Consider the following 23,078-nt stretch of genomic DNA (forward strand, 5'->3'; position numbering starts at 1 on the left):
ATCGCCCCTGGAGCGGCCCGCGGCCGCCGGTTAGCATCGCCCCATGCCCGCGCCCGCCGCACCTTCCGTCGCCACCGCGGCCGCTTCCCTGCGCGACTGGCTCGGCCGCCACCAGCGCGTGTTCGTGCTCACCGGTGCCGGCTGCAGCACGGCGTCGGGCATCCCCGACTACCGCGACGCCAACGGCGACTGGAAGCGCACCCCGCCCATCACTCTGCAAGCGCTGGTCGGCAGCGACGCAGCCTACCGGCGCTACTGGGCACGCAGCAGCGTGGGCTGGCCGCGGTTCCTGGCCGCGCGGCCGAACCGCGCCCACCATGCGCTGGCGGAGTTCGAGCGGCGCGGCCGGGTGAGCCTGCTGCTGACCCAGAACGTCGACGGGCTGCACCAGCGCGCCGGCAGCCGCGACGTGCTCGACCTGCACGGGCGCCTGGACGCGGTGGTGTGCCTGGGCTGCGGGGAGCGCACGTCGCGCGAGGCGGTCCAGGGACGGATCGAGGCCGCCAACCCCGGCTGGCATGCCGGTATGGCACGCGCCGCGCCCGATGGCGACGCGGACATCGCCGACGAGGCGGTCGCCGGCTTCCGTGCACCGCGCTGCGCCCGCTGCGACGGCCTGCTCAAGCCCGACGTGGTGTTCTTCGGCGAGGCCGTGCCGCGCACGCGCGTGGAGCAGGCACGACGGGCCCTGCACGGCTCCGATGCGATGCTCGTGGCCGGCTCGTCGCTGATGGTCTGGTCCGGCCTGCGCTTCGTGCGCGCCGCGGTGGACCTGGGCCTGCCGGTCGCGATCCTCAACCGCGGTCGCACCCGCGCCGACGACCTGGCCGGGCTGCGCATCGACGCGGACATCGCCACCGCACTGGAGGAGGCTTTGGCATGAACCGCTTCCATCGCCTGCTTGCGGCGCTGCTGCTGGGCCTGGCCTGCGCGCCGGCCGCGGCCCGGCACTGCGTGGCCGGGTTTCCCGAGGTCTATGGCCCGCTGTTCGCGGACGCCCAGCGTGCCCTGCCCGATCCCAAGGCGATGGTGGACGCCATCCCGAGGGCCGCGCCCGCGGCGATCGCGGCGGAGTACGCCGCGCGCCGCGACGCGCCGGGGTTCGACCTGGAGGCGTTCATCGCGGAGCGTTTCGAGCTTCCGCGCCCGGCCGGCGGCGACTACCGGACGGATCCGGCGCACGATGTCGTCGCGCACATCGACCGCCTGTGGCGCGAGCTCGAGCGCCAGCCCGCGCCGGGCGACGCGCGCAGCTCGCTGCTGCCCCTGCCGGCGCCGTACGTGGTGCCGGGCGGGCGCTACGACGAGATCTACTACTGGGATTCCTACTTCACGATGCTCGGCCTGCTCGAGAGCGGCCGCATCGACCTGGTGCGCTCGATGGTCGCCAACTTCGCGGCCATGATCGAGCGCTACGGCCACGTCCCCAACGGCAACCGCACCTACTACCTGAGCCGCTCGCAGCCGCCGTTCTTCGCCGCGATGGTGGTCCTGCTGGCCGACCACGACGGGCCGGGCGTCCTGGCCACCTACCTGCCCGCGCTCGAGCGCGAGTACGCGTTCTGGATGGACGGCGCCGAGTCGCTGGCGCCGGGCGCCGCGCACCGCCGCGTCGTGCGCCTGGCCGACGGCACCCTGCTCAACCGCTACTGGGACGACTGCGACACCCCGCGCGACGAGAGCCACATCATGGACGTGGCCACCGCCGCGGCCTCCCCGCGTCCCGCGCCCGAGGTCTACCGCAACCTGCGGGCCGGGGCCGAGAGCGGCTGGGACTTCAGCTCGCGCTGGCTGGCCGATGGCCGCAGCCTGCACACGATCCGCACCGTGGAGCTGCTGCCGCCCGACCTCAACAGCCTCCTGCACGCCCTCGAATCGACCTTGGCGCGGGCGCACGCGGCAGCGGGCGACGCCGACGCGTCCGCCGCGTACCAGGCGCGTGCGGCCAGGCGCGCCGAGGCGGTCCGGCGCCTGCTCTGGGACGACAACGAAGGCGTGTTCACCGACCACCTGTTCGAGGGCATGGCCTCGACCGGCCAGGTGACGCTGGCCACGGTGTATCCGCTGTACTTCGGCATCGCCGACGAAGCCCAGGCAAGGTCGGTGGCGCGCGTCCTGCGCGAGCGCCTGCTGCAGCGCCACGGTCTGGCCACGACCACGGTGCGCAGCGGCGAGCAGTGGGACCTGCCCAATGGCTGGGCGCCGCTGCAGTGGCTGGCGATCCGCGGCCTGGAGCGCTACGGCGAGCATGACCTCGCGCGCGAGGTCGCCACCCGCTGGATCCGGCACAACCTCGAGCTGTTCGCGCGCCAGCGCAAGCTGGTCGAGAAATACGACGTGACCGGCGAAGCCGAGGCCGGCGGCGGCGAATACCCGCTGCAGGACGGCTTCGGCTGGACCAACGGAGTGCTCCGCGCCCTGCTCGCGCGTTACCCCGACACCGTCGCGCCGCGCTGATCAGCGTGGCGCGACGTAGCCCCCCGGCACCCCGCCGGGCGAGAGGACGATCTGCCACAGCTGGATCAGCCGCGCACGGAAGCAGGCCATCGACCCGGCCAGGTAGTAGCGCCACATCCGCCGGAAGCGCTCGTCATAGCGCGCCGGCAGCCGCGGCCACGCCTGCTCGATGTTGTCGCGCCAGGCCTGCAGGGTGCGGTCGTAGTCGGCGCCGAAGTTGTGCCAGTCCTCGATCACGAAGCGACCTTCCAGCGCCCTGGTGATCTGCGCGGCCGAGGGCAGCATCGAGTTGGGGAAGATGTACTTGGCGATCCAGGGGTCGGTGTGGGTGCGGCTGGTATTGGCGCCGATGGTGTGCAGCAGGAACAGCCCATCGGGCGCCAGGCAGCGCCTGGCCACGTCGAAGTAGGTGGCGTAGTTGCGCACGCCCACGTGCTCGAACATGCCGATCGAGACGATCCGGTCGAAGCGTTCGTCAAGCCCGCGGTAGTCCTGCACCCGGATCTCCACCGGCAGCCCGGCGCACAGTTCGCGTGCATGCGCGGCCTGCTCGCGCGAGATGGTCACGCCGACGCCCGAAACGCCGTAGCGTTCGGCCGCGAAGCGCAGCATCTCGCCCCAGCCGCAGCCGATGTCGAGCAGGCGCATGCCCTCGCGCAGGCCCAGTTTCCGGCAGCACAGGTCGAGCTTGGCCTCCTGTGCCGCGTCCAGGTCGGCGGCTTCGCGCCAGTAGCCGCAGCTGTAGACCAGGCGCCGGCCGAGCATGGCCGCGTACAGGTCGTTGCCCAGGTCGTAATGGCGCTCGCCCACGGCCAGGCTGCGGCGCCCGGCCTGCAGGTTCACCAGCCGCGCCAGCAGGGCCAGGCGCACGTCGGCCAAGCGGACCACGCGGCGGTCGAGGCCCGCCTCCAGCAGGCGCTGCAGGAAAGCATCCAGCGACCCGGCTTCCCAGCCGCCATCCATGTAGGTCTCGCCGAGCGCGAGCGAGCCGCCGGCCAGCAGGCGCGCCGGCACCCCCGGATCGAGGATGCGCATGTCCCACGGCCGGTCGCCGTCCAGGCGCACGCCGGCGTCGGCGAGCAGCGATTGCAGTCGTGTCCGGAACCGGTCCTGGCCCATGCGTCCGCCCCTTGTGCCGGCCAAGCGGCGCCGGCACCTGCGCGGACCAGTCTACTGTGCCGCCCCGGGGTCGGCGAACAGCCGGCGGTACTCGGCGGCCACGTGCGGCAGCAGCACCCGGGCCGGCACCTCCACCACCTGGACGCCGTCCGAGTACGGGCCCACCTGGTAGGGCGGGAACACGAAGCGCAGCGCCGAGACCCGCCCCTGACCATCGAGCACGGGCTCGAACTCGGAGAAGCTGTCGGCTTCCGGCGCCGTGCCCTCGTCGATCATCCGGCCGGCCGCCCGCACCACGCGCATGCGCTCGACGGGCTCGAGCTCGTCGGCGTCCACCCGCTGCGACAGCGCCGCGTGCAGCTGTTCGCGCGCGTAGGCGGCGATGCGGTCCCAGGCCGCGGGGTCGGGGACCAGCGCATCCGCGGTGAGCAGGCGGTCCTCGCGCGGCAGCCACACGAAGCGGGCGATCAGCGGCGCCCCGTGGGCCCCGCCGGTGAACGTGCTGCCATCGGCGGCGACCGCGAAGATCTCCGGGGTGTCGGCCACCACCTTGTATTCGAGGGCGAGGTCGTACAGCAGGCCCCCCGGCTCGTCGCCCATGGCCGCGACCGCATCCAACAGGTCCTGCCGCGCGGCCTCGGAATAGTCCCTGAGTTCGGCCGCCAGTCCCGGGTAACGATTGACCTCGGGCGGATAGCTGATGCCGATGATGTAGCGCGGGTCGGTCTCGACCACGTCCTCGAGCACCACCGGCTCGCGCGGAGCCGGGACCGTGGGTGCCTGCACCATCGGGGGAGGCGCCGGAGCGGCGGGGGGCGGCGGGGCCTCGTCCCGGCATCCTGCCAGGGCCACCAGCAGCAGCAGTGCAACCGCACGATCAAGCCGGTCCATGTTCCCGCGTTCCCCGTGTCGAAGCCTCGGAAGGCACGCAAGCATACGCGCATCTAACGTTTTTGTAACAAGCCCCCGGTGCACGCGAGGTCAAGACGCCGCACCGGCGCCAACGGCGGCCGGCAGGCCCGGAATGCAGGCAAGAAAAAGCCCCGGGCTCTCACCCGGGGCTTTCTTCAAACTGGCTTGAAGGCTGGGTCGCTCAGAGCGCCTGCACTTCGTCGGCCTGCAGGCCCTTCTGGCCCTGCACGACCTTGAAGGACACCTTCTGGCCTTCCTGCAGCGACTTGAAGCCCGTGCCCTGGATCGAGCGGAAGTGGACGAAGAGGTCCTGGCCGTTCTCCGGGGTGATGAAGCCGAAGCCCTTGGCGTCGTTGAACCACTTGACGGTTCCGGTCTGACGTTCGGACATGTTGTTACTCCTTGATACGAACAGTGGGTGGATACCAGGTTCCCTCTGGGAGCCCTGGACTGTGTCCAGCAAGGGGTAACGCGAACGATGGAGCGGATCGCCTGGAGCGGCCGCCCGGGGGGCGGCTTTGCCTCTGTGATCTACCGCATCGGAGTCACGATGTACCGTGATCCCGGCCTTGAACAGTGCGCGCACGATAGCGCACTTTCAGGTCCAAGTGTGAATGGCCCGCGTACGCGTGGCGGCCCGCCCCCTGCCAGGGGGCTTTCCCGGCACGGATGCTGCAGTGCGGCAGCCGGTCCGCGCGGCGCCCCTGGCAGCGCACCCGGGACCGCACACCGGGGCGGCGCGCTCAGGACGGGTCCGGCGCGCCCACCACCAGCGCCGCGTACTCCGGATGTCGCCGGATCCATCCGGCGGCGTACGCGCAGCGCGGCTCCACGCGCAGGCCGTGCGCACGCGCGTGCTCCAGCGCCGCCTCGACCAGCCGGCCGGCCACCCCCTGGCCGCGCAGCGCCTCGGGGACGCCGGTGTGGAGGATGACCATGCGCCCGCCGGACATCCTGTACTCCAGCTCGGCGCGGCCGCCCGGCAACGCCGCCTCGAAACGGTGGCCTGCCAGGTGTTCGATGCGGATCGGTTCCATGAGCGCCTCCGGACGCCGTGCCCGACCCGCATTCTGTGGCACCGGGTCCCCGCGCGCCGTCAACAGGGGCCGTTTCCCGCCGGCGGGTGACGCTGGGCGTCCGAAGATTCTTGAGCTTCGTCACGTTTCCGGCTGGCATGGAACCTGCTTCGGTTCCGTCGACGGCAACACCCATCCCGGAGGGGGACACCATGATCGATCCTCAGGCCCAGCACGAGGCCATCGCCCGCCTGTTCGAACTGGTCCGCGCCGGCGACGTCGACAGCCTCGAGTTCAGCCAGCTCGATTCGCTGGTCTACAGCGGGCTGGAACGGACCTACCAGGTCAACGACGAGGACCACGACGCCCACGGCGTCGTCCGCACCACCGCCAACTGAGCGGCCACCCCGGGCGCGCCCCCGCGGCGCGCCCGCGCATCCGTCCCGCCGCCACGCGGGCGAGGGCCCGCCCCGTCGCCGGCGGCGGACCTCAGAACGACGGACTCAACAGCCTGGCCAGGAAGGTGGTGGCCACGCGCGGCTCCATCATCACCGTGAACAGCACGCCGTAGGCCGCGCCCCACAGGTGCGCGCTGTGGTTGACATTATCGCCCCCGCGCCGGTCCATCCAGATCGAATAGCCGATGTACAGCACCGCGTACACGATCGCCGGCACCGGCAGGACGAACACCAGGATCAGGCTCCAGGGCGCGAACAGGATGTAGCTGAAGAGCACCGCCGACACCGCGCCCGACGCGCCCAGGCTGCGATAGCCGGCGTCGCCCTGGTGGCGGAAGTAGGTCGGCATGATCGCCACCACGATCGCCGACAGGTAGAACAGCACGAAGCCCAGGTGCCCGATCCGCCCCACGAACACCGGCTCGATCGCGCGCCCGAAGAAGAACAGCGTGATCATGTTGAACAGCAGGTGCTGGCCATCGGCATGGATGAAGCCGTGGGTCACCAGGCGGTCGTACTGGCGGTGACGGGCGATCGCCGGCGGCCACAGGATCAGCCGCTCCAGCAGCTTGCGGTCGCCGAACGCGCGCCACGACACGAACACGGTGGCCGCGACCAGCAGGTAGGTGACGATGGGCTGTCGCATGGGCGGCTCCGTCAGGTGGCGACGCGGTAGTTGTCCTGCATCGGATAGCGCCGCGCGTACAACGCGAACGCGGCCGCGGCGACGAAGGCGAACGCGGCGAAGAAGAACATCAGGAACGCCGGCTCGCTCATCCCCGACTGCGCGATCAGCGCGCGGAAGCCGTCGTTGCGCACGCCGGCGTTGGTCAACAGCACCCACAGGCTGCCGAAGGTACTGGTGAGGTACCAGAACGCCATGATCACGCCCTTCATCGCGTGCGGCGCCTGGCTGTAGGCGAATTCGAGCGCGGTGGCCGAGACCAGCACCTCGCCGAAGGTGAGCAGCAGGTATGGCAGCGCCTGCCAGGTGAGCGACACCTCCGCCCCGCCGTCGATCCACAGCTGCAGCACGCCGGCCACGATCCAGGCCACGCCCGAGAAGGCGATGCCCCAGCCCATCCGCCGCAGCGCCGTCACCTGGAAGCCCATCGCGCGCAGCGCGGGGTACAGCACCAGGTTGTTGAACGGGATCAGCAGCATCACCAGCAGCGGGTTGAGCGCCTGCATCTGCGCCGCGTCCTTCACCAGCCAGCTCGGCCACCACCACTGGTCGTGCGGGATCACCATGGCGTTGCCCTGGATGATCCAGGTCGAGGCCTTCTGGTCGAACAGCGACCAGAACGGGGTCACCAGCGCGAACACGATCAGGATCCGCAGCACCGCGCGCACGCCGTCCACGGCGGCGTCCGGGTGCAGGCCGCGGGCGCGCTCGAGCTGCAGCGAGGCCCCCACGCCGACCGCGGCGATCAGCACGCCCAGCGCCAGGCAGGCGGTGATCACGAAGCCGAACGCCTCCGGCCACGGCACGGCGATGCCCAGCGCCTGCAGCGCCCACAGCGCCAGCATCAGCGCCGCGACCGCGATGCCGGTCCACGCGATCGCGGTCCCGCCCTTGCCGTCGCCGCGCCCGCGGGGGCCCAGCGCGGTGCGCACCACCGCCATGAACGAATCCGGGTCCGCGCCCGAGGGCGGCACGTTCACGTACTGCCGGCGCCCGGCCCAGAAGATGACCGTGGCGATGAACATCAGCACGCCCGGCACGCCGAACGCCACAGCGGGCCCGAAGTGGCGCAGCAGCAGCGGCGCGAACAGCGAGGCGAAGAACGAGCCGAAGTTGATGATCCAGTAGAACGCGTCGAAGACGACCTTGGCCTTGTCCTTGTTCGTCTGGTCGAACTGGTCGCCGCAGAAGCTCACCACCAGGGGCTTGATGCCGCCCGAGCCCAGCGCGATCAGGAACAGGCCGGTGAAGAACCCGGTGCGGTTGCCCTCGAACATCGCCAGGCACGCATGCCCCGCGCAGTAGATCAGCGAGAACCACAGGACAGTGTTGTACTTGCCGAAGAACCGGTCCGACAGCCAGCCGCCCAGGAGCGGGAAGAAGTACACGCCGATGACGAAGCTGTGGAAGACCTCCTTGGCCATCGCCTCGCGTTCGCTGCCCTCGGGCAGGTACTGCAGCAGCACCGAGCTGATCAGGAACGGCACCAGGATGTTGCGCATCCCGTAGAAGCTGAACCGCTCGCAGGCCTCGTTGCCGATGATGTACTTGATCTGGCCGGGCATGCGGCCGCGCGAATCGTGGGCGGTGGCGCCTTGGGTCATGGGCGTCGGATCCGGATGTCGAAGGCGGGCAGGCTATCCGATCTGGCGCCGCCATGCCCGTGCGGGCAGTCCCTTGACACCTGTGCCGCCGGCGGTTCCGCTGGCATCATCCCGGACTCCCGCCCGCCCGGATCCCGCATGAAGCCGCTCCTCGCCGCCGTCGCCGCCCTGCTCCTGTCCGCGCCGCTCGCCGGCTCGCCGCCCGGGCCGCTGCAAACGGTGGCCGAGCGCAGCGGCTTCCTGCGCACCGGGCGCTACGACGAGACCGTGGCCCTGTGCGCGGCGTTCCAGCGGCGCCACCCCGACGCGGTGCGCTGCCTGGATTTCGGCACCACGCCCGAGGGCCGGCCGATGAAGGTGCTGGTGGTCTCGCGCAGCGGCGCGCTCACGCCCGAAGCGGCGCGCGAGCGCGGGATCCCGGTGGTGCTGATGCAGGGCGGCATCCACGCCGGCGAGATCGACGGCAAGGACGCGGGCTTCCTCGCCCTGCGCCAGGTGCTTGAGGGCGAGGCCGCCCTTGGCGTGCTCGACCGGCTGGTCTGGCTGTTCGTGCCGGTGTTCAACGTCGACGGCCACGAACGCTTCGGCGCCTGGAACCGCCCCAACCAGCGCGGGCCGGAGCAGATGGGCTGGCGCACCACGGCGCAGAACTACAACCTCAACCGCGACTACGCCAAGGCCGATTCGCCCGAGATGCGCGCTATGCTGCGCCTGGTCGGGGAATGGGACCCGATCGCCACGATCGACCTGCACGCCACCAACGGCGCCCGGTTCGAGCACGACATCTCGATCCAGGTCGAACCGCTGCACGGCGGCGATGAGGGCTTGCGCGCGGCGGGCCGCTCGCTGCGCGACCGCACCATCGCCGACCTCGAGGCGCAGGGGTCGCTCCCCCTGCCCTACTACCCCTCGTTCGAGGACTACGAGAACCCGGCCTCGGGCTTCGAGGACGGCGTGTCGCCACCACGCTTTTCCACCGGCTACTTCCTGCTGCGCAACCGCCTGGCGATGCTGGTGGAAACGCACTCGTGGAAGGAATACCCGGTGCGGGTGCGGATCACGCGCAACACCATCGTCTCGGTGCTCGAGCAGGTCGCGCGCAGCGGCCGCGAATGGATGGCGCTGGCCCGGGCGGCCGACGCGCGCGACCTCGCCGGCCAGCCCGTGGCCCTGGACTACACGGCGGCGGAGGAGAGCCGCATCGTCGAGTTCCGCGGCTACGCCTATACCCGTACGCCGTCCGAGGTGTCGGGCGCGCTGATGACCCGCTACGACGAGACCACGCCGCAGGTCTGGAAGGTGCCGCTGCGTGACGTGGTGGTGCCGAAGACGGTGATCGAGGCGCCGCGCGCCGGCTACCTGGTGCCGGCGGCGCACGCCGCGATGGTTGCCGACCGCCTTGATGCGCACGGGGTCGAGTACCGCCGCGTGGGCTGCGATGCGCAGGCCGCCTGCGGCCTGCAGCCCGCGCGCGAGTCCCCGGTGCAGGTGTTCCGCGCCACCGCCAAGCGGTTCACCGCGTATCCGGTGGAAGGCCACCAGCGCCTGTCGCTGGAAGGCCGCTGGCAGGACGAGATCCGCGCAGTGCGGCCCGGCGCCCTGTTCGTTCCGATCACCCAGCCCAGGGCGCGGCTGGTGATGGCCCTGCTCGAACCGCAGGCGCCGGACTCGCTGCTGCAGTGGGGCCTGTTCAACAACGCCTTCGAGCGCAAGGAGTACATGGAGGCCTACGTGGCCGAGGACGTCGCCCGGCAGATGCTGGCCGCCGATCCGGCGCTGCGGGCCGGGTTCGAGCAGCGGCTGCGCGAAGATCCCGCCTTCGCCGGCGACAGTGACGCCCGCCTGGAATTCTTCTACCGCCGCCACCCGTCCTGGGACGAGCAGCTGGACCTGTATCCGGTGATGCGGGTCGACCGCGCGCCCGATTGACGCCATGTGGCGCGTCCACCGGGGCGCGGGGACACCCGTGGCCCGGTGCCGGACCGCGGCCCCCGGGCGGCACTCCGGCGCGCCTTGCACCGGTTCCGGCGAAGCGGGACAGTGGGCGTCCCCTGCCGCGGAGGCCCCGCCATGCGCATCCCCCTCGCCTGCCTCGCCATCGTGCTGCTTGGCGCCTGCCGCCAGGCACCCGCGCCCGCCGGACCGGAGCGCCCGGCGGAGGCGCCGTCGCCAACGCCGGACACCGTGGCGGCCAACTTCCGCTGCGGCGATCTCCTGGTCGGCACCGTGTTCGACAACGCCGCGGGCAACGTCACCCTCGGGATCAACGGCAGCCGCACGGTGCTGCCGCAGGCGGTCTCGGCCTCCGGCGCGCGCTACGCCGACGAGGCCGGCAACGAGTTCTGGAACAAGGGCGACGAGGCCACGCTCACGCTCGATGGCACGAGCCACGCGTGCATCACCACCGAGGAAGTGTCCCCCTGGGACGAGGCGCGCGCACGCGGCGTGGCCTTCCGCGGCACCGGCACCGAGCCGTTCTGGGCGCTGGAAGTGGACGGCGGCGACGTACCGGCGATGCGCCTGGAGCTGGACATGGGCGAACGCCAGCTGCTGGTCGCCGGCGCCACGCCGCTCGCCGACGGCGAAGGCTGGTCGGGCACCGCCGACGACGGCAGCGCCGTCACCCTGCGCGTCACCCACGGCGACTGCAGCGACGGCATGAGCGACTTCACCTATCCCGCGGCGATCGAGCTCCAGGTCGGCGCGCAGCTCTACCACGGCTGCGGCGCGTTCCTCGACCGCTGACGTCCGCCGGCGGCGGACCGCGGGCTCAGGCGCCCGGCCTGCCGCCGCCGCGGATGATCTCGATCAGCGCATTGAGCGCGTCGGTCGCGGTGAAGATGCCCACCAGGCCACCGTCGGCATCGTTGACGATCACGCTGCCGACCTTGCGCTCGGACATCAGGAAGGCGACTTCCTCCAGCGGACGGTGCGCGCCGACGCTGACCGGCTCGCCGGCCATGATGTCGGCGGCGGTGAGCAGCTGCCTGCGGTCGTCGTCCAGCCCCATCGCCAGGCGCACGTCGCGGTCGCTGACCACGCCGACCACGGCACCGTCGCGCACCACCGGCAGGTGGCGGATGCCGTGCGCGTCCATCAGCCTGCGCAGCTCGTCGATCGACATGTCCGGGCCGGCGGTAACCGGATCGGGTGTGGTGAACTCCTCGACGGGAACCCGGATGGGGGACATGGCGGCGCTCCTCTGGCGGCGGCTGGTGACGACCCCCATTGTCCCCCGGCGCGGGCGCCGAGGCGAGCACCGCGGCCGGACTCAGGAACTGCAGGACAGCATCGAGCACCCCGGGCGGTCTCGCGCCCAGTCGGGCCGCCGCACGGCGTAGGCCTCGCGCCCGGGCTGGTCCCCGTACGGCCGCCGCAGCACCTCGAGCAGCCCGGTGATGCCGGAAGGATCGCCGGCAGCGGCGCGGTCGATCGCCTGCTGCGCCAGCCAGTTGCGCAGCACGTAGCGGGGATTGGCGGCCAGCATCCGCCGCCGGCGCGCGTCCGGGTCCTCCTGCCGGGCCCGCGCGGCGTAATCCCGGAGCCATGCGCCGAAAGCCTCCGCGTGCGCGTCGCGCAACGCCGGGTCGTAAAAGGCGCCGTCGAAGGCGTCCAGCGCGGGCGCGCCCAGGTCGAGGTCGACGAGGGCGCGGAAGAACAGGGTCATGTCCACCTGCGCCGCCTGCAGCAGCCCGCACAGCGCGCGCATGAGTTCCACGTCCGCGTCGCTGCACGCAGCCAGCCCGAGCTTCGCCGCGGTGGCTGCGCGGTCGGCCTCCACGAAGGCCTCGGCATAGCGGTCGAGGCCGGCCTGCAGCGGCGCGGCGTCGCCGAACAGCGGCGACAGCGCCTGCGCCAGCCGGGCCAGGTTCCAGTGCGCCACCCGCGGCTGCCAGCCGAAACGGTAGCGACGGCCCTGCGCGTCGGTGGTGTTGGGCGTCCAGTCCTGGTCCAAGGGCTCGATCCAGCCGTAGGGACCGTAGTCGATGGTCAGGCCGAGGATCGACATGTTGTCGGTGTTGAGCACCCCGTGCACGAAGCCCACCCGCATCCAGTGCGCGACCATGCGCGCGGTGCGCTCGCACACCTCGGCGAACCAGGCGGCGTAGAGCGCCTCGTCGAACGCACCCGCCTCGCGCAATGCGTCCAGCGGCTCGCCGGCGCGCTTGCCGAGCAGGTGCGGGAAATCGCGCCGGATGCAAAAATCGGCCAGGCGCCGCAGCAGTTCGAAGTCGCCGCGCGAGTACGGCAGTTCGAAGTGGCCGAAGCGCAGGAACGAGGGTGCCACCCGGCACACGATCGCGCCGGGTTCGGCCTCCGGGTGGCCGTCGTAGAACATGTCGCGCACCACGGCCTCCCCGGTGGCCACCAGCGACAGCGCGCGCGTGGTTGGCACGCCCAGGTGGTGCATGGCCTCGCTGCACAGGAACTCGCGTACCGAGGAGCGCAGCACCGCACGACCATCGGCGGTGCGCGAATACGGCGTCAGGCCCGCGCCCTTGAGCTGGAGCTCGTGGCGTCCGCCCGAGACGGTGATGCATTCGCCGAGGGTGATCGCCCGCCCGTCGCCGAGCTGGCCGGCCCAGTGGCCGAACTGGTGCCCGCCGTAGTTGGTCGCGAACGGGTCCATCCCCGGCATCAGCGCGTTGCCGGCGAACACCGCTGCGAACTTCCCGTCCACGACCTGCTCCGGCGCGAAGCCAAGCTCGTCCGCCACTTCGCGCGAATGGGCAAGCAGCAGGGGGGCCGGCACCGGCGTGGGCGCGACCCGCGACCAGACGGCTCCCGTCACCTGGCGGACGCGCGGACCGGCCTCCGGGTCGCCGGGAAGCTGGCGCAGCAGGGCGTTGTCGAAGTGCAGGCGCGGAAGTTCCATGCCGCCAGCGTAGCGCGCCGGGCGTGGCGCCGGCGTCGGACAACCAGCCAACCTTAGCACCGCGCCCCCGCTTGCCTCCAGCCGGGTCGGAGGGCTGTCATCAAGGCATGGTCGACGGGAGGAAAGGCATGGCCGCAGCCTGGAAGCATGCGCTGGACGGACAGTTGGCCGGGCTGTCGGGCGCGGAGCGACGCAGCTTATTCGCCTATGCCTACCGCAACACTGCGGCCAGCCGCACCGCGCTCACGTTCGGCCTGCCGCTGCTGTTCGTCATCGGCTGGACGCGGGACTACGCGGTGTCGCCCGCGCTGGCCATGGACAGCCTGCCCCGCCGCCTGCTCCTGTTCTGGCTGCTGGTGGCCATGGCGCTGGTGATGCGCTCGCGCCTGGGCGCCGTCTGGCGCGAAACCGCCCTGGTGGCCTATGCCTGCGTGTTCAGCGCGGGGATTGCGATGACCACGCTGGCCGAACCCGAGCGGATGAGCCTGACCCACGTGGCCGCGGTGCTGACCACGATCATCATCCTGCCCTTCGCCCTGCACCGGGCGACCGCGGCGGCAGTGGTGGTCGTGTTCTCGCTGCCGCTGTTCGCCATGCTGCGGGTGCTGGATGCTGACACCTCGCTGTTCGCCGCCTACGCCGGTTTCCTGCTGGTGGGCGTGGGCATCGGCCTGGGCCACCGCCGGGTCTGGCTGGACACGGCGCTGGACGTGTTCCGCCTGCGCAAGCGCCTGCTGGCACGGATCCACGTCGACTCCCTGACCGGGCTGCTCAACCGCGAGGGCTGGGAGACGCGCGCCGCCCGCGCCTTCGACCAGGCGATGGCGGCGCGGCGGCCGGTGGCCCTGGCGTACCTCGACCACTTCAAGCGCACCAACGACACCTTCGGCCATGCCGTGGGCGACCAGCTGCTGCGCGCGATCGCGGCCACCCTGCGGTCGCACTGCAGCGCTGGCGAGCTGGTGGCCCGGGTCGGCGGCGAGGAGTTCGTCGTCCTGCTGCCGGGCGCCGACGAGGACGCCGTGTTCGCGTTCGCCGAGCGCATCCGCCACGCGGTGGCCGCTCTGCCCGGCCCGTTCTCGAGCAGCGTGAGCTGCGGAGTGGCCCGCCACCGTCCGGGCGAAACCCTGGAGCAGCTGGTCGCGCGCGCCGACGCGGCGATGCTCGAAGCCAAGCGCCGCGGGCGCAACATGGTGCTGCGGGCGGAGTCGCGGGTGCCGACGTTCAGCGAGGACGCCGGCTCCGGGGCGTAGAATGGGCGCCCTCTCCAGCGTGGCGCCATCGGCGCGATCCTGCCCATGAGCGTCCCGACGCCGCCCGCGTCCTTCTCCGATTTCGCCCTGCCCGCGCCGCTGCTGCAGGCGCTGGCCGACATCGGCTACGAATCCCCCTCGCCGATCCAGGCCGCCACCATCCCGCCGCTGCTCGAAGGCCGCGACGTGCTGGGCCAGGCGCAGACCGGCACCGGCAAGACCGCCGCCTTCGCGCTGCCCGCGCTGGCACGGCTCGACCCTGCCGGACGTAAGCCGCAGGTGCTGGTGCTGACGCCCACGCGCGAGCTGGCGATCCAGGTGGCCGAGGCCTTCCAGAAGTACGCCACCCACCTGCCGGGCTTCCACATCCTGCCGATCTACGGCGGCCGGGGCTACGGCCAGCAGTTCTCGGCGCTCAAGCGCGGCGTGCAGGTCGTCGTGGGCACGCCCGGGCGCGTGATCGACCACCTCGGGCGCGGCTCGCTGGACCTGTCGCAGCTGCGCACCCTGGTGCTCGACGAGGCCGACGAGATGCTGCGCATGGGCTTCATCGACGACGTCGAGGCGGTGCTGAGGAAGACCCCGCAGACGCGCCAGGTCGCGCTGTTCTCGGCCACCATGCCGGGCCAGATCAGGCGCATCGCGCAGACCTACCTGAAGGATCCGGTGGAGGTGGCGATCAAGTCGCAGACCACCACCGCGGCCAACATCCGCCAACGGGTCTGGATGGTGAGCGGCACCAACAAGCTCGATGCGCTCACCCGCATCCTCGAGGCCGAGCCTTTCGACGCGATGATCATCTTCGCGCGCACCAAGCTGGGCACCCAGGAACTGGCCGACCGGCTCTGCGCGCGCGGCTTCGCCGCCGCCGCGATCAACGGCGACCTCGACCAGAAGCAGCGCGAGAAGACGATCCAGCAGCTCAAGGACGGCCGCATCGACATCCTCGTCGCCACCGACGTGGCCGCGCGCGGCCTGGACGTGGAACGCATCAGCCACGTGCTGAACTACGACATCCCCTACGACACCGAGAGCTACGTGCACCGGATCGGCCGCACCGGCCGCGCCGGGCGCAGCGGCGAGGCGATCCTGTTCGCCGCGCCGCGCGAGCGCGGCATGCTCGGCGCGATCGAGCGCGCGACCCGGCAGAAGATCGAGCCGATGCAGCTGCCGAGCGTGGAGACGGTGAACGAGCGCCGCGTGGGCAAGTTCATGGACCGGATCACCGGCGCGCTGGGCAGCCCCGACATGGCGCTCTACCGCGACCTGGTCGAGCGCTACGAGCGCGAGCACAACGTGCCCGCTGCCGAGATCGCGGCCGCGCTGGCGCGCGTGGTCCAGGGCGACGCGCCGCTGCTGATCGCCGCCCCGTCGCCGCGCGGCGACCGCGACGACGGCCGCGGTCCGCGCGGGCGCACGAGCCGAGTCGGGCGCGAGGACGGCATGCGGCCGGCACCGGCGCCCCGTGCCCGCGCCCGCAACGATGCCGAAGCGGTGTTCGAGGACGACGGGCGGCCGCCGCGGACGCCGCGCGAGCGCCCCGCCCGCGGCGCGCGCACCGACGGTGACCCGGGCTTCCCGATGGAGACCTTCCGCATCGAGGTCGGCCACGTGCACGGCGTTCAGCCGGGCAACATCGTCGGCGCGATCGCCAACGAGGCGGAGCTGGAAAGCCGCTACATCGGCCGCGTCGACATCCGCGAGGACCACAGCTTGGTGGACCTGCCGGAAGGCATGCCGAGGGAGGTGCTCGAGCACCTGAAGAAGGTCTGGGTCTCGGGCAGGCAGCTGCGCATGCGCCGGGCCGACGCCGCGCCCCCGGGACCACGTACCGGCAGGCCCGGCAAGCCGGCCGCCCCCCACCGCGCCAGGCCGCGCCGGCCGGGCTGAGGGCGTCGCCCTTCGGGCAGGGGCGGGCCGTCTCAGCCGCAACCATCGCTCCACACGCGACCGGGATCCTCCCTAGAATCGTCCCATGTCGCGCCTCCTCGTCTTCCAGCACGTGGCCGCCGAGCCGCTGGGCACGCTCGATCCGCTGATCCGGCGACGGGGCCACCGCATACGCTTCGTCAACTTCGAGCGCGAGCCCGACGCGCAGCCGGACGTGGACCGCTACCGCGGCCTGGTGGTCCTGGGCGGACCGATGAACGTGGAGGACCAGGCCACGCGCCCCCACCTGCGCACCGAACTGCGGGCGATCGAACGCATGCTCGGACAGGGCAAGCCGGTGCTGGGCATCTGCCTGGGGGCGCAGCTGCTGGCGCACGCCCTGGGCGCACCGGTGCAGCGCCACCGCGTGCCCGAGATCGGCTGGTACCGGCTGCAGGCAACACAGGCCGGCCGCGACGATCCGGTCCTGGCACCGCTCGGCGACGACGCGCCCGTGTTCCAGTGGCACGGCCAGCATTTCGAGATCCCGCGCAGCGCGGTGCACCTGGCCCGCAGCGAGACCTGCGAGCAGCAGGCCTTCCGCTGGGGCGAGAAGGCCTACGGGTTCCAGTTCCACCTGGAGATGGACGAGCCGCTGATCGAGCGCTGGCTGGCGACGCCCGGCTACCGGGCCGAACTCGAGCGGCGCGAGGGTCTGCACGACGAGGCCGCGATCCGTGCCCATACCCGCGAGCACATCGCCGCCATGCAGGCGCGGGCCGACGCAGTGTTCAACAACTTCCTCGACCTGGTCGGCCGCCCGCAGCGGCGCATCGCCTTGCCCTCGCGCGAGTTCGGCTGAGCCGTGCGGTGCCCGGGCCGCCCACCGCCGACCCGGACGATGACACGACCGCCTGCTGCACCGCCCGGACCCGCTGCTGCTGCGAAGCGGCTAGCGCTGCGGGGCATCCGCCGCCGCGGGCGGGGCCTGGCCGGCGTCCGCGGGCGGCGGCTCGGGCAGGGGCTCGACCGCGGACGCGGGCCCGGGCAGCGGCTCGGGCGACGGCGGCAGGATCCGGTCGACCAGCCCGTCGACCACCCGGTCGGCGACCTCGCCCGCGATCCCCGACGGATGCAGCACCTCCTCGACCCGCCGACCGCCGAAGTCCGGCCCCAGCACGTAGAACAGTTCGGACACCGTCGGCCAGCCCAGCCAGGGCGCCAGCAGCCAGTAGGCGCCGGCCAGCGCCAGCACGAACATCAGGATCTTCAGCAGCGCGCCCACCAGCTTGTAGGCCAGGTAGGCACCGACCAGCAGCAAGGCCAGCCCGAACCAGCTCATGCCGCCTGCGCCCGGGCCGCCGCGCCGTCGACCAGCGGCCGCAGCTGCGCATCCAGCGCCACCCGTTCGTCGAACACGAAGCAGCGGCCTTCGTAGCCCGTGCCGCCGACCGATTCGAAATAGCCCAGGATGCCGCCGTCGAGCTGCAGCACGTTGTCCATGCCGCTGGCACGCATCCACAGCGCCGCCTTCTCGCAGCGGATCCCGCCGGTGCAATAGCTCACGACGGTGGCGTCGGCCAGGGCCTCGCGGTGCGGCTGCAGCGCGTCCGGCAGCTCGGTGAAGTTGTCGATCGGCAGCAGCAGCGCGCCGGCGAAGGCGCCATGGGCGGTTTCCTCGCGGTTGCGGGTGTCCAGCAGCACCACGCGCCGGCCGGCGTCGTCATGGCCCTGCGCAAGCCACCGCGCCAGGTCCGCGGGCGCGACGGCGGGTGCGCGCCCGCGCAGCGGGGAGGCCTGCGCGCGCCGGAAGCTGATGATCTCGCGCTTCAGCTTGACCTTGAGCCGCGCGAACGGCACCGCCCTGCTCCAGCTGTCCCTGGCCACGATCGCGGCGAAGCGCGGATCGGCGCGCAGCCGGCCCAGGAACGCATCGACCGCCACGTCCGCGCCGGCCAGGAACAGGTTGATGCCTTCGGGCGCCACCAGCACGGTCCCGCGCAGGCCGCCCTCTTCCGCCCAGGCGCGCACGCGCGCGGCCACCGCTGGCGGATCGGCGACCTCGACGAAACGGTAGGCGGCGATGTTGCGGACCATGCGGACGTCGCTGCGGCAGCCGGACCGGGCGGAGCGCCCGCCCGGTATTGTAGCGGCGCCGGCCGCCGCGGCCGGCGCACCGTTCAGCCGCGCGGCTCGTGGTAGTCGCGCACGAAGCGGTCGAGCAGGCGCACGCCGAAGCCGGTGGCGCCCTCGGGCACCGTGGGCCTGGCGCTGGAGGCCCAGTCGGTCCCGGCGATGTCCAGGTGCGCCCACGGCAAGCCGCGTTCGACCCACTCGCCGATGAAGTAGGCACCCGCGCCGGCGCCGGGGGAGCCGCCGCCGTTGCGCAGGTCGGCGATCGGCGACTTCAGGCGCTTGCCGTAGTCGTCGCGCAGCGGCATCCGCCACAGCTCCTCGCCGCTGGCCTCGCCGGCCGCGAGCAGCTGCCCGGCCAGGTCATCGTCGCGCGAAAACAGGCCGGCGTAGTCGCCGCCCAGCGCGGAGACGATCGCGCCGGTGAGTGTGGCCACGTCGACCACCAGCTTCGGGCGGTCCTGCCGCTGCACGTACCACAGCGCGTCGGTGAGCACCATGCGGCCCTCGGCGTCGGTGCTCATGATCTCGAAGGTCTTGCCGGACGCGGTGCGGATCACGTCCCCCGGGCGCGACGCCTTGCCCGAGGGCATGTTCTCGGCCAGCGCGGCCACCGCCACGGCGTTTACCGGCGCCTTGCGGCCGGCCAGCGCGATGACGGTGGACACCACGGTGGCGGCGCCGGTCATGTCGCCCTTCATCTGCCACATGTTGCTGTTGGGCTTGAGCGAGATGCCGCCGCTGTCGAAGGTGATGCCCTTGCCGACGAAGGCCAGGGGGGCCTCGCCTTCGCCACCGCCCTGGTAGCGCACCACCAGCAGCCGCGGCGGACGCGCGCTGCCCTGGCCCACGGCCAGGATCGCGCCCATCCCCAGCCGGCGCATGGCCGCCTCGTCCAGCACTTCGATGCGCAGCGGCAGGCCCGCGGCGGCGGCGCGCACGCGGGACACGAACTCCTCCGGCCACAGCGCGTTCGCCGGTTCGGTCGACAGGTCGCGGGCGAAGGCCACCGCGTCGGCCACCGGCTTCCATTCCGCGTTCCAGGCCGCGGCCGCAGCGGCGCCTTCGCGGGTGCGGATCGCGAGTACGCCCGCGCCGGCGTCGTTCCCGCCCTCCTCGTCCTGCTTGGAACGGTACTTGTCGAAGCGGTACTGTCCGAGCGAGGCGCCGAAGGCCAGGTGCGCCGCGGCCTCGGCCTCGTCGCCGTCCCAGACCAGGTCGACGCGCCCGGCGCGGCTGCGCGCGGTCGCGCGCGCCACGCGGCCACCGATGTCCTGCAGTGCGGTCGGCGACAGCGGCTCCTTGCCCGTGCCCAGCACCAGCAGGCGCTCGTAGCCGGCGAAGCCGCGCAGGTCGAGCATGCTGTCTTCCTTGCCGCGGAACCCCTCGAGCCCGGCCATGCGCCGCAGCGCCCCGCCGCTGCGGGCATCGATCGCCGCGAAGCTCCCCTCGTCGGGCAGGCCCTCGGCCACGGCGATCGCCACCGTGCCCTGCTCCGGCAACGCGTGCGGTTCGAACGAGAGGTTGCGCTGCGCCAGCGCGACCGACGGCCATGCCAGTGCCAGGAACAGGGAGAACACGGACAGCAGGAGTCTGGACATCAGGTGCCCCGGAAGGATCGGAAGGGAGCGCGGCAGGCCGATGTCGCCGTGCGACGGCCCCGCATCACCCGACCTTAGCCCGCGCCCCGGTCCGCGGGACATGCCGAAAGTCATGCGCGGCCGCGGATCATCGCCGCGGCGAAGTCTCAGCGCCAGATCAGGAACGCCGGCAGCGCCATCAGGCCCAGCAGCAGGGCGATCGCCAGCAGGACCAGCGCCACGCGCAGCGGCTGCGCCCGGGCGATGCCGAGGAAGGTCTCCGCAGTGCCGTCGCGCAGCGCCTGCGCGCGCTCGGCGCGGGCGCGTTGCGCGCGTTCGGCCTGGTAGCGGGCCATGCGCTGCTTCGCCGCGGGAAACTCATCGTCGTCGCGGATCCAGATGCCGCCGGCGGAAATGCCCAAGGGGCCCGGGCGGGTCTCGTAGTAGCCGATCCGCGCCGCGTCCAGCAGCGCACGCACCTCGTCGGCTTCGTCGTCGGGCACGTGGCGCAGGTTGAGCAGCAGCTTTGCCATGGCCCGATGATATCCGCCCGACGCCGCCCCGGGTCAGCGTTTGCCGGTGACGCAGCGCCGCAGGTTCGCCCGCGCCTGGGCGTCGAAGCGCTCGTGGAAGAAGTCGCTGAGGTAGATCCGCGGCCGCGCAAGCAGGCCCTTGAGGAAGCGGCGGCGCTGGATCCGGAACAGCCACCCCGGGACCTGGCCGCGGTACTCGGCGGCAATGGCGCGGTCGTAGGCGTCGAACACGGCCGGATCCGCGCCGAGGATGGCCATATCGCAATCCAGGAAATGGCAGGTGTCGGCGGCCAGGGGCGAGCTTCGGAAATCGCCGGGCGAGAGCTGGCCGTGGCGCGCGGTCAGCTCGATCAGCTCGGCGACGCGGTCGGCATCCACCTCCGCCTCCGGCAGCCAGCGCGCGATCTCGGCGCGCGCCAGCGCCGCCGAGCGCGCCTCGTTGTCCTTGCGCCCCGGCACGTACACCGCATCGTGGTAGAGCACGGCCAGGCGCACTTCCCGGGGCTGGAGCCAGCCCGGGCCTTCGGCAACCGCCTGGTAATGGCGCAGGACGTCGCCGACGTGGCCGAAGTGGTGGTAGGCGCGCGGCGGCCGCGCATAGGCGCCCTCCAGCGCATGCAGCATGCCGTCGGGCAGGCCGGCGGTCCCGTTCAGGCCTGCCACGGCCGCACCACCAGCGCCGCCCCGACGACCACCAGCAGGGCGCCGGCCACGCGCGCCATGTCGACCGGCCGCTGCGCCCCGAGCACGCCGAAATGGTCGAGCGCCATCGCGCCCAGGACCTGTCCCAGCACGATCAGGCAAAACAGCGCGCCCGCGCCGAGCCTGGGCACCAGCACGGTCGCCGCCAGCACCATGCTCGCGCCGATCACGCCACCGGCCCAGATCCACGCCGGGAACGAGGACAGCGGCTGCGGCGGCAGCAGCGGCGTACGCGTCGCCACCAGCACGCTCCCGAGCAGGCAGGTGCCGACCAGGAACGAGACGAACGACGCGTACAGCGCGCCGTGGGTGAGCGCGCCCAAGCGCGCGTTGATCAGCGCCTGCAGCGGCAGCACGCTGCCGACGGCGACGGCGATGGTGATGCCGAGGAGGGTCCAGGTCTTCACGCGGGGGCCTGCTTGCGGAGTCGCGGACAGTCTATTCCCGCCGTCGCGACGCGGATCGTGAATGGCGGCCACCAGCCGACGTGGCATGCGGCGGGAACGTCGTCCGCGCCCCGGCGTGGCGGCGCCGATGAGGGTACGCACTGCGGCGACGGAGCCGCTGAAACCGGTCCTACGGCCGTTCGCGCGGTGGGTCGCGGCGCACGGTGAGCAGCGCCAGCAGCGTGAGCACGCCCATCGCGGCCAGATACCAGCCCACCGAGGCCAGGCCATAGCGCTCGCCCAGCCGGGTGGCGATGTACGGCGCCGGCGAGGCGCCGAGGATGCCCGCGGCATTGAACGCCAGCGAAGCGCCGGTGTAGCGCACCGCGGTCGGGAACATCTCGGCCAGGATCGTCCCGCACGGGCCGTAGGTCAGGCCCATCGCCCCGAACCCCAACGCCAGGAACGCGAGCACGCCCCAGCCGCTCCCCGACCCGAGCAGCGGCGCGAACGCGAAGCCGAACGCGATGATCAGCACCGTGGCCACGATCATCGCGTTGCGCCGCCCGTGGCGGTCCGCGTACCGCGCGGACAGCGGGATGGTGAGCGCGAAGCACAGCACCCCGAGCATCTGCAGCAGCAGGAAGTGCTCGCGCGAATAGCCGAGCTTCGAGGTCCCCCAGCTCAAGGCGAACACCGTCATCAGGTAGAACAGCACGAAGGTCGCGACCAGGGCCACCGTGCCGCTGGCCAGGGCGAAGGGATGGTGGCGGACCACCGCGGCCATCGGCAGGCGCACCCGCTCCTCGCGCGCGACCGCGCGCTGGAACTCCGGGGTCTCGGTGATCCGCAGCCGCACCCACAGCCCCACGGCCACGAGCACCGCGCTGGCCAGGAACGGGATCCGCCAGCCCCAGGCCAGGAACGCCTCGTCGCGCATCCAGTGGGTCAGCGCCAGGAACACGCCGGTCGAGAGCAGGAACCCGATCGGTGCGCCCAGCTGCGGGAACATGCCGTACCAGGCGCGCCTGCCGGGCGGGGCGTTCTCGGTCGCCAGCAGCACCGCCCCGCCCCACTCGCCGCCCAGGCCCACGCCCTGCCCGAGCCGGCACAGCGCCAGCAGCAGCGGCGCCGCGATCCCGGCCTGGGCATAGGTCGGCAGCAGGCCGATGACCACGGTCGAGATGCCCATCGTCAGCAGCGCCGCCACCAGCGTCGCCTTGCGTCCGACCCGGTCGCCGAAGTGGCCGAACAGCGCCGATCCGAACGGCCGCGCGATGAACGCCAGGGCGAAGGTCGCGAACGACTGCAAGGTCGCGGTGGTCGGGTCACCGGGCGGGAAGAACAGCTGCGGGAACACCAGCACCGCCGCCGTGGCGTAGATGTAGAAGTCGAAGAATTCGATGGTGGTGCCGACCAGGCTGGCCAGCAGCACCCGGCGCCGGTGGGCACCGGCGGGCGGGGCGACGGGCGCCTGCGCCGCCGCCACGCTCAT

At 72.4% G+C, this 23,078-nt stretch carries 23 protein-coding genes; 8 read left to right on the plus strand and 15 right to left on the minus strand.

What is annotated here, in order from left to right; all coding sequences use genetic code 11:
• Positions 1–43: 43 nt before the first annotated feature.
• Together FQY79_RS03995 and treF are read left to right on the plus strand one after the other, a co-directional pair.
• Complete coding sequence (locus tag FQY79_RS03995; RefSeq protein WP_146311049.1) at positions 44–883, plus strand: NAD-dependent protein deacetylase; 840 nt, start codon at positions 44–46, stop codon at positions 881–883.
• Positions 880–2,457, plus strand: a complete 1,578-nt coding sequence (treF, locus tag FQY79_RS04000; protein WP_146311051.1) for an alpha,alpha-trehalase TreF — start codon at positions 880–882, stop codon at positions 2,455–2,457. The genes FQY79_RS03995 and treF overlap by 4 nt, the downstream gene beginning before the upstream one ends.
• Here treF and cfa read toward each other — a convergent pair whose 3' ends face one another.
• The 4 genes from cfa to FQY79_RS04020 form a co-directional block, all read right to left on the minus strand.
• Positions 2,458–3,576, minus strand: a complete 1,119-nt coding sequence (gene cfa / locus FQY79_RS04005) for a cyclopropane fatty acyl phospholipid synthase (RefSeq protein ID WP_146311053.1) — start codon at positions 3,574–3,576, stop codon at positions 2,458–2,460.
• A gap of 51 nt (positions 3,577–3,627) precedes the next feature.
• Complete coding sequence (locus tag FQY79_RS04010; protein WP_246122994.1) at positions 3,628–4,365, minus strand: DUF3298 and DUF4163 domain-containing protein; 738 nt, start codon at positions 4,363–4,365, stop codon at positions 3,628–3,630.
• A 304-nt stretch (positions 4,366–4,669) separates the two neighbouring features.
• The gene (locus FQY79_RS04015) at positions 4,670–4,879 is read right to left on the minus strand and encodes a cold-shock protein (RefSeq protein ID WP_146311056.1); all 210 of its coding nucleotides are present in this window, start codon (positions 4,877–4,879) and stop codon (positions 4,670–4,672) included.
• 352 nt (positions 4,880–5,231) lie between these two features.
• The gene (locus tag FQY79_RS04020; RefSeq protein ID WP_146311058.1) at positions 5,232–5,525 is read right to left on the minus strand and encodes a GNAT family N-acetyltransferase; all 294 of its coding nucleotides are present in this window, start codon (positions 5,523–5,525) and stop codon (positions 5,232–5,234) included.
• 191 nt (positions 5,526–5,716) lie between these two features.
• Between FQY79_RS04020 and FQY79_RS04025 the strand changes: the two genes are divergently transcribed.
• Positions 5,717–5,902 (plus strand): hypothetical protein, encoded by a 186-nt coding sequence (locus FQY79_RS04025; protein WP_146311060.1) that lies wholly within the window; start codon positions 5,717–5,719, stop codon positions 5,900–5,902.
• A gap of 91 nt (positions 5,903–5,993) precedes the next feature.
• On the opposite strand, the gene FQY79_RS04030 is transcribed toward FQY79_RS04025, so the two are convergent.
• Together FQY79_RS04030 and FQY79_RS04035 are read right to left on the minus strand one after the other, a co-directional pair.
• Complete coding sequence (locus tag FQY79_RS04030) at positions 5,994–6,596, minus strand: rhomboid family intramembrane serine protease (protein WP_146311832.1); 603 nt, start codon at positions 6,594–6,596, stop codon at positions 5,994–5,996.
• A 23-nt stretch (positions 6,597–6,619) separates the two neighbouring features.
• Positions 6,620–8,251, minus strand: coding sequence for a POT-type proton-dependent oligopeptide transporter (locus FQY79_RS04035; RefSeq protein WP_246122995.1), 1,632 nt, complete (start codon positions 8,249–8,251; stop codon positions 6,620–6,622).
• A gap of 138 nt (positions 8,252–8,389) precedes the next feature.
• Here FQY79_RS04035 and FQY79_RS04040 point away from each other — a divergent pair, with 138 nt between their 5' ends.
• Both FQY79_RS04040 and FQY79_RS04045 read left to right on the plus strand, forming a co-directional pair.
• The gene (locus FQY79_RS04040; RefSeq protein WP_146311062.1) at positions 8,390–10,180 is read left to right on the plus strand and encodes a M14 family metallopeptidase; all 1,791 of its coding nucleotides are present in this window, start codon (positions 8,390–8,392) and stop codon (positions 10,178–10,180) included.
• 141 nt (positions 10,181–10,321) lie between these two features.
• On the plus strand, positions 10,322–10,996 hold the full coding sequence (locus FQY79_RS04045; RefSeq protein ID WP_146311064.1) for a COG3650 family protein: 675 nt from the start codon (positions 10,322–10,324) through the stop codon (positions 10,994–10,996).
• A gap of 25 nt (positions 10,997–11,021) precedes the next feature.
• Here FQY79_RS04045 and FQY79_RS04050 read toward each other — a convergent pair whose 3' ends face one another.
• Together FQY79_RS04050 and FQY79_RS04055 are read right to left on the minus strand one after the other, a co-directional pair.
• Complete coding sequence (locus FQY79_RS04050; RefSeq protein ID WP_027072326.1) at positions 11,022–11,441, minus strand: CBS domain-containing protein; 420 nt, start codon at positions 11,439–11,441, stop codon at positions 11,022–11,024.
• An 81-nt stretch (positions 11,442–11,522) separates the two neighbouring features.
• Complete coding sequence (locus FQY79_RS04055) at positions 11,523–13,127, minus strand: protein adenylyltransferase SelO (RefSeq protein ID WP_146311066.1); 1,605 nt, start codon at positions 13,125–13,127, stop codon at positions 11,523–11,525.
• A 128-nt stretch (positions 13,128–13,255) separates the two neighbouring features.
• Between FQY79_RS04055 and FQY79_RS04060 the strand changes: the two genes are divergently transcribed.
• The 3 genes from FQY79_RS04060 (at position 13,256) to FQY79_RS04070 (ending at position 17,111) form a co-directional block, all read left to right on the plus strand.
• On the plus strand, positions 13,256–14,380 hold the full coding sequence (locus tag FQY79_RS04060; protein ID WP_186759758.1) for a GGDEF domain-containing protein: 1,125 nt from the start codon (positions 13,256–13,258) through the stop codon (positions 14,378–14,380).
• 45 nt (positions 14,381–14,425) lie between these two features.
• Complete coding sequence (locus FQY79_RS04065) at positions 14,426–16,270, plus strand: DEAD/DEAH box helicase (protein ID WP_146311070.1); 1,845 nt, start codon at positions 14,426–14,428, stop codon at positions 16,268–16,270.
• An 85-nt stretch (positions 16,271–16,355) separates the two neighbouring features.
• A complete protein-coding gene (locus FQY79_RS04070; RefSeq protein ID WP_146311072.1) occupies positions 16,356–17,111 on the plus strand; it encodes a type 1 glutamine amidotransferase in 756 nt (251 codons plus the stop codon).
• A 90-nt stretch (positions 17,112–17,201) separates the two neighbouring features.
• On the opposite strand, the gene FQY79_RS04075 is transcribed toward FQY79_RS04070, so the two are convergent.
• The 7 genes from FQY79_RS04075 to FQY79_RS04105 form a co-directional block, all read right to left on the minus strand.
• Entirely contained in the window at positions 17,202–17,591 is a 390-nt protein-coding gene (locus FQY79_RS04075; RefSeq protein ID WP_146311074.1) for a hypothetical protein, read from the minus strand.
• Complete coding sequence (locus FQY79_RS04080; protein WP_146311076.1) at positions 17,588–18,346, minus strand: sulfurtransferase; 759 nt, start codon at positions 18,344–18,346, stop codon at positions 17,588–17,590. Before FQY79_RS04080 ends, FQY79_RS04075 begins: the two co-directional genes overlap by 4 nt.
• A gap of 83 nt (positions 18,347–18,429) precedes the next feature.
• Complete coding sequence (locus FQY79_RS04085; RefSeq protein WP_146311078.1) at positions 18,430–19,983, minus strand: leucyl aminopeptidase; 1,554 nt, start codon at positions 19,981–19,983, stop codon at positions 18,430–18,432.
• Positions 19,984–20,129: 146 nt separating this feature from the next.
• Complete coding sequence (locus FQY79_RS04090) at positions 20,130–20,495, minus strand: DUF6164 family protein (RefSeq protein WP_146311080.1); 366 nt, start codon at positions 20,493–20,495, stop codon at positions 20,130–20,132.
• 33 nt (positions 20,496–20,528) lie between these two features.
• Complete coding sequence (locus FQY79_RS04095) at positions 20,529–21,119, minus strand: HD domain-containing protein (protein ID WP_146311836.1); 591 nt, start codon at positions 21,117–21,119, stop codon at positions 20,529–20,531.
• 26 nt (positions 21,120–21,145) lie between these two features.
• Positions 21,146–21,604 (minus strand): DMT family transporter, encoded by a 459-nt coding sequence (locus FQY79_RS15330; protein ID WP_186759761.1) that lies wholly within the window; start codon positions 21,602–21,604, stop codon positions 21,146–21,148.
• A gap of 169 nt (positions 21,605–21,773) precedes the next feature.
• A complete protein-coding gene (locus FQY79_RS04105; protein ID WP_186759764.1) occupies positions 21,774–23,078 on the minus strand; it encodes an MFS transporter in 1,305 nt (434 codons plus the stop codon).

Source organism: Luteimonas wenzhouensis (assembly GCF_007859305.1).
In the GTDB taxonomy this organism is placed as follows: Bacteria; Pseudomonadota; Gammaproteobacteria; order Xanthomonadales; family Xanthomonadaceae; genus Luteimonas; species Luteimonas wenzhouensis.

Bases quoted from the DNA above. Each gene is read 5' to 3' on its own strand.
- FQY79_RS03995 (WP_146311049.1), top strand. From the start codon at position 44: ATGCCCGCGCCCGCCGCACCTTCCGTCGCCACCGCGGCCGCTTCCCTG.
- treF (WP_146311051.1), top strand. From the start codon at position 880: ATGAACCGCTTCCATCGCCTGCTTGCGGCGCTGCTGCTGGGCCTGGCC.
- cfa (WP_146311053.1), bottom strand. From the start codon at position 3,576: ATGGGCCAGGACCGGTTCCGGACACGACTGCAATCGCTGCTCGCCGAC.
- FQY79_RS04010 (WP_246122994.1), bottom strand. From the start codon at position 4,365: ATGGTGCAGGCACCCACGGTCCCGGCTCCGCGCGAGCCGGTGGTGCTC.
- FQY79_RS04015 (WP_146311056.1), bottom strand. From the start codon at position 4,879: ATGTCCGAACGTCAGACCGGAACCGTCAAGTGGTTCAACGACGCCAAG.
- FQY79_RS04020 (WP_146311058.1), bottom strand. From the start codon at position 5,525: ATGGAACCGATCCGCATCGAACACCTGGCAGGCCACCGTTTCGAGGCG.
- FQY79_RS04025 (WP_146311060.1), top strand. From the start codon at position 5,717: ATGATCGATCCTCAGGCCCAGCACGAGGCCATCGCCCGCCTGTTCGAA.
- FQY79_RS04035 (WP_246122995.1), bottom strand. From the start codon at position 8,251: ATGACCCAAGGCGCCACCGCCCACGATTCGCGCGGCCGCATGCCCGGC.
- FQY79_RS04040 (WP_146311062.1), top strand. From the start codon at position 8,390: ATGAAGCCGCTCCTCGCCGCCGTCGCCGCCCTGCTCCTGTCCGCGCCG.
- FQY79_RS04045 (WP_146311064.1), top strand. From the start codon at position 10,322: ATGCGCATCCCCCTCGCCTGCCTCGCCATCGTGCTGCTTGGCGCCTGC.
- FQY79_RS04050 (WP_027072326.1), bottom strand. From the start codon at position 11,441: ATGTCCCCCATCCGGGTTCCCGTCGAGGAGTTCACCACACCCGATCCG.
- FQY79_RS04055 (WP_146311066.1), bottom strand. From the start codon at position 13,127: ATGGAACTTCCGCGCCTGCACTTCGACAACGCCCTGCTGCGCCAGCTT.
- FQY79_RS04060 (WP_186759758.1), top strand. From the start codon at position 13,256: ATGGCCGCAGCCTGGAAGCATGCGCTGGACGGACAGTTGGCCGGGCTG.
- FQY79_RS04065 (WP_146311070.1), top strand. From the start codon at position 14,426: ATGAGCGTCCCGACGCCGCCCGCGTCCTTCTCCGATTTCGCCCTGCCC.
- FQY79_RS04070 (WP_146311072.1), top strand. From the start codon at position 16,356: ATGTCGCGCCTCCTCGTCTTCCAGCACGTGGCCGCCGAGCCGCTGGGC.
- FQY79_RS04075 (WP_146311074.1), bottom strand. From the start codon at position 17,591: ATGAGCTGGTTCGGGCTGGCCTTGCTGCTGGTCGGTGCCTACCTGGCC.
- FQY79_RS04080 (WP_146311076.1), bottom strand. From the start codon at position 18,346: ATGGTCCGCAACATCGCCGCCTACCGTTTCGTCGAGGTCGCCGATCCG.
- FQY79_RS04085 (WP_146311078.1), bottom strand. From the start codon at position 19,983: ATGTCCAGACTCCTGCTGTCCGTGTTCTCCCTGTTCCTGGCACTGGCA.
- FQY79_RS04090 (WP_146311080.1), bottom strand. From the start codon at position 20,495: ATGGCAAAGCTGCTGCTCAACCTGCGCCACGTGCCCGACGACGAAGCC.
- FQY79_RS04095 (WP_146311836.1), bottom strand. From the start codon at position 21,119: ATGCTGCATGCGCTGGAGGGCGCCTATGCGCGGCCGCCGCGCGCCTAC.
- FQY79_RS04105 (WP_186759764.1), bottom strand. From the start codon at position 23,078: ATGAGCGTGGCGGCGGCGCAGGCGCCCGTCGCCCCGCCCGCCGGTGCC.